Source organism: Mycolicibacter sinensis, assembly GCF_001667375.1.
In the GTDB taxonomy this organism is placed as follows: domain Bacteria; phylum Actinomycetota; class Actinomycetes; order Mycobacteriales; family Mycobacteriaceae; genus Mycobacterium; species Mycobacterium sinense_A.
On record NZ_LZIN01000032.1, the window covers coordinates 1 to 4,719 of the forward strand.

The window sequence follows — 4,719 nt, forward strand, 5'->3', positions numbered from 1 at the left end:
AACACCTCGCCGGTGACCGGGGTGGCGTTCTCGAAGTACTCACCGGTCACCGGCGCCTCCCACTGCCCACCGATGAAGTTCCCGTAGCGGGACTCAAAGCTCATCAGTGCTCCCGCGGACCCCGGGCGTGCGAAAACGGTCATCGGTGGTGCTCCTTTCGGGTGTTGCACAACTCACACTACCGCCGCGGTCACAATGGCTCCCATGCCTGCTGAACCTGCTGCTGACCCCTATCTCTGGCTGGAAGACGTCACCGGCGAGCGGTCGCTGGACTGGGTGCGCGCCCGCAACGCCCCGACCGTCGACGAATTCGCCGGGGACGACTTCGAGGCGATGCGCACCGCGGCCTTGGAGGTACTCGACACCGATGCCCGGGTGCCCTACGTGCGGCGCCGCGGGGAGTTCCTCTACAACTTCTGGCGCGACGCCGCCAACCCGCGCGGGCTGTGGCGGCGCACCACGCTGGACAGCTACCGCAGCGACGCCCCGGACTGGGACGTAATCATCGACTTGGATGGATTGAGTCGCGCCGACGACACCAACTGGGTGTGGGCCGGCGCCAATGTGATCGAACCCGAGCTCACCCGGGCACTGGTGTCGCTGTCCCGGGGCGGCTCGGACGCTGTCGTCGTGCGCGAATTCGACATGACCACCCGCGAATTCGTCCCCCCTGCTGCCGGCGGTTTCCAGCTTGCCGAGGCCAAGACCCGCATCGGCTGGGAAGACGAGGACACGGTGCTGGTGGGCACCGACTTCGGGCCCGATTCACTCACCGAATCCGGCTATCCCCGGATCGTCAAGCGGTGGCGGCGCGGGCAGACGCTCGCCGACGCCGAGACGCTGTTCGCCGGCGACGCGACCGACGTGGTGGTGGGCGCCGGCCGCGATCGCACCCCGGGTTTCGAGCGCATCATGGTCTCGCGGGCCGTCGACTTCTTCAACGACGAGGTCTACGAGCTGCGCGGCCGGCCCGGCGAAGACGAGCTGATCCGCATCGACGCGCCCACCGATGCGACGGTGTCGGTGCACCGGAAGTGGATCCTGATCGAGCTGCGCACCGACTGGGACACCGGCACCGCGTCGTATGGGGCAGGTTCGCTGTTGGCCGCCGACTACGACGAATTCCTCGCCGGCACAGCGCAGTTGACGGTCGTCTTCGAACCCGACGCACACACCGCGCTGCATCACTACGCCTGGACCCGCGATCGGCTGGTACTGATCACCCTGCGCGATGTGGCCAGCCGGGTGGAGGTGATCACGCCGGGTAGCTGGCAGCGGCGCCCGGTCACCGCAGTGCCGGCCAACACCAACACCGTGATCGCGGCCATCGACGACACCGACTGCACCGACGGCGAGATTTTTTTGGACTCCAGCGGATTCGCTCACCCCTCCCGGCTGCTGCACGGCCCGGTCGACGGTGAGCTCACCGAGATCAAGTCCGCCCCGGCCTTTTTCGACGCCGACGGCCTGGACGTCACCCAGTACTTCGCCACGTCCAAGGACGGCACCGCCATCCCGTACTTCGTGGTACGCCCCGAAGACGCCACCGGCCCGACCCTGCTGGGCGGCTACGGCGGATTCGAGGTGGCGCGCACCCCCGGCTACGACGGGGTGCTGGGCCGGCTGTGGCTGGAGCGCGGCGGAACGTACGTGCTGGCCAATATCCGCGGCGGCGGCGAATACGGTCCGGGCTGGCACACCCAGGCGATGCGCGCGGGCCGGCATCTGGTGGCCGAAGATTTCGCCGCGGTGGCAACCGATCTCGTGGACCGTAAGATCACCACGGTCGAGCAGCTCGGTGCGATCGGGGGCAGCAACGGCGGGCTGCTGATGGGCATCATGCTCACCGCCTACCCGCAGCTGTTCGGCGCGCTGGTCTGCCAGGTTCCGCTGCTGGACATGCGCCGCTACCACCTGCTGTTGGCCGGTGCGTCCTGGGTCGCCGAGTACGGCGATCCGGACAACCCCGACGATTGGGAGTTCATCAGCAAATACTCTCCGTACCAGAACATTTCGGCCGACGCGACGTATCCCCCGGTACTAATCACCACCTCGACCCGCGACGACCGGGTGCACCCGGGCCATGCCCGCAAGATGGCGGCGGCGCTGCAGGACGCCGGACACCGGGTCGCCTACTACGAGAACATCGAGGGCGGCCACGGCGGGGCCGCCGACAACGCGCAGGCGGCGTTCAAGTCCGCGCTGAGTTTCTCGTTCCTGTGGCGGATGCTGGGCGGCGGGCGCTGAAAACGGGTCAAGCCTTGCGCCACCCGCCCAACAGCGCGACGGCCACCCCGACCAGTACCAGCACCGCCCCGGCCGCCAGGGTCAGATTGAGCCAGAGGTGCAGGCTGTCTTCGGCCAGATCCACGACGACATCGGCGATCCGGCGGATGTCGCCGGTCGCCTGGTTGAGTACCTGGTTCAGGTAGCGCCGCGCCACCTCGATCCCCGACCAGCCCGCCGCGCCCACCAGCAGCCCCGACACACCGAGGCTCGCCAAGGCCCGGCCGCGATGACGTGCCGCGGCCAGCGTCAAGACCGCACACAAACCGGTCAGTGCGACCAGCACCAGGCTCAGCCACGGCCCCCACACCGCCAGGCGGTGCAATCCGCCGGGACGCGCCACCTCGGTGGACGTCGGCGTCAGCGGAATGGTCATCGACGCCGGCAGCGCAATGTGGTAGTCGGACAGCAGTTGGGCAAACGCCTTGTCCCGCAACATCGGTACTACATCGATCTCCCACGGCCCGGTGTCGGCGCCGCTGAGCAGCCAGTCGTGCCCGTCGGAGTTCAGCTGCACGAACTGCCGGGGAAACGACGGCCCGGCGGTGTATTCGGCGGCGGCCTCCCGCACCGGGGAGGGATCGAGGGGGAACCCCTGCGCACGGATCAGCCGCACCGTTTGGGAGGTCAGTTCGGCGGCAACCGCGGCCTGCAGCGCGGGTTGGGCGGCTGCCCGCTGCGCCAGCCGCGCGTAGCCGTCGGCGTCGATCAGGTTGCACTGCACCCACGCCGTCGGCAGCGTCACCGCAAGCGTCGCGGTGGTCAGCAACCAGAATAGCGCCGCGGTGAGAAGGCGCACTACTTCGCCGTGCGGCGCGGTCGCGCCAGCGCCATCCGGGTCATCAGCGCGTTCATCCGGGCCAGCGCTTTGAGCGAATTGTGGTAGTAGTTGCCGCCCGCACCGACGTTGGTGCGCGGCACCACGACGACCTCCTGCCGGCAGAACTTGCGGATCCCGTCGACGCCGCCGAACCGCGCGCCGATACCCGAGGTCTTCCAGCCGCCCATCGGGGCCGTCGTGCACATCAGGTTCGAGATCACGTCGTTGATGTTCACCGCACCGCAATCCAATTGGACGGCAATGTCTTTGGCGCGTGCGACGTCGCGGGAGAACACCGAGGCACTCAGCCCGTAAGGGCTGTCGTTGGCAAGGCGGATCGCCTCATCCACGCTGGCGACCTTCATGATCGGCAGGGTCGGGCCGAAGGTCTCCTCAGTCATGCAGGCCATCGAGTGGTCGACGTCGACGAGCACAGTGGGCGGGAAGAAGCTGCCCGGGCCGGTGGCCCGTTCGCCGCCGGTCAGCGCGCGGGCTCCGGCGGCCACCGCCTCTTTGACGTGGCGTTCGGCGATGGCCAGTTGCTGGTCGCTGATCAGCGAGCCGAAATGGGCGCCCTCACCGGTACCCATCTGCAGCGCCTCCACGTCGCGGACGACCGCGGCCACGAACTTGTCGTAGACCGGTTCCAGCACATAGACCCGCTCGACCGAGACACAGGTCTGCCCCGCGTTGAACATCGCTCCCCACACCGCGGCGTGCGCGGCCAGGTCGATGTCGGCGTCCTCGCACACGATCATCGGGTCCTTGCCGCCCAGTTCGAGGCTGACCGGCACCAGCCGCCGCGCGGCCCGCTCGGCCACCTTGCGCCCGGTGCCGGTGGACCCGGTGAACTGCACGTAGTCGGAGTTGTCGATCACCGCTTCGGCCACCTCGCGGGCGCCCTGCACTACCGCGAACACGTCCGGACCCCCGGCGGCCTCCCAGCCCTCGCGCAGCAGTTCCGCGGTCAGCGGGGTCTGCTCGGAGGGCTTGAGCAGCACCGCGCAGCCGGCCGCCAAGGCGCCGATCGCGTCCATCAACGCGTTGGCCACCGGGTAGTTCCAGGGCGCGATCACGCCGACCACCGGCCGCGGCCGGTAGTGCACGCTGATCTTCTTGATCGCCATCAGCGGCAGCGACGCCGGCCGGGTCTCGGGGGCCACCGCCTTGTCCATCACCTTGATCACGTACGACAGGATCATGATCAGCAACGGCACCTCTTGGGCCGCGTCGGTGCTGGACTTGCCGGTCTCGGCGATCAGCAGCCGCTCGATCTCGTCCCGGTGCTCGCCGAGCCACACCGCGAAGCGGGCCATCGCCTTGGCCCGCCCCTTGGCGCCGCGGCGCTCCCACTCCTGCTGGGCGGTGCGCAGGCCGGCGGCGATCGCTTCGACGTCGGACGGATCGGTCCAGTGCACCTCACCGGCGACCGCCCCGGTGGCGGGGCTGAGCACGGTGTCGGTGCCGGACAGGGCGGGGGCGGGCGCGGGGTGGGGGGCGGGGCGGGGGGGCGCGCCGGGCGCCCCCGCGGGGGGGGCGCCGGGGCGTCGGGCGACGCGCTGACCGCGACCGGCCTGCCCGACCCCGGCCCGGTGAGCACGCTGGGGCTGCCG

4 protein-coding genes are annotated in these 4,719 nt (G+C 69.7%); 1 reads left to right on the forward strand and 3 read right to left on the reverse strand.

Annotated elements, in window-relative coordinates:
• Window positions 1–143: hypothetical protein (locus tag A5771_RS23850; protein WP_165606081.1), on the reverse strand; the 143-nt coding region annotated here is incomplete at its 3' end.
• Between the two features lie 52 nt (window positions 144–195).
• Here A5771_RS23850 and A5771_RS05535 point away from each other — a divergent pair.
• Complete coding sequence (locus A5771_RS05535) at window positions 196–2,247, forward strand: prolyl oligopeptidase family serine peptidase (protein WP_064854204.1); 2,052 nt, start codon at window positions 196–198, stop codon at window positions 2,245–2,247.
• A gap of 7 nt (window positions 2,248–2,254) precedes the next feature.
• On the opposite strand, the gene A5771_RS05540 is transcribed toward A5771_RS05535, so the two are convergent.
• Entirely contained in the window at window positions 2,255–3,085 is an 831-nt protein-coding gene (locus A5771_RS05540) for a hypothetical protein (RefSeq protein WP_064854205.1), read from the reverse strand.
• Entirely contained in the window at window positions 3,085–4,578 is a 1,494-nt protein-coding gene (locus A5771_RS05545) for an aldehyde dehydrogenase family protein (RefSeq protein WP_064854206.1), read from the reverse strand. The genes A5771_RS05540 and A5771_RS05545 overlap by 1 nt, the downstream gene beginning before the upstream one ends.
• Between the last annotated feature and the right edge of the window lie 141 nt (window positions 4,579–4,719).

What these genes read in the sequence shown, in the direction of transcription:
- A5771_RS05535 (WP_064854204.1), top strand. Translation starts at nt 196, where the DNA reads ATGGCTCCCATGCCTGCTGAACCTGCTGCTGACCCCTATCTCTGGCTG.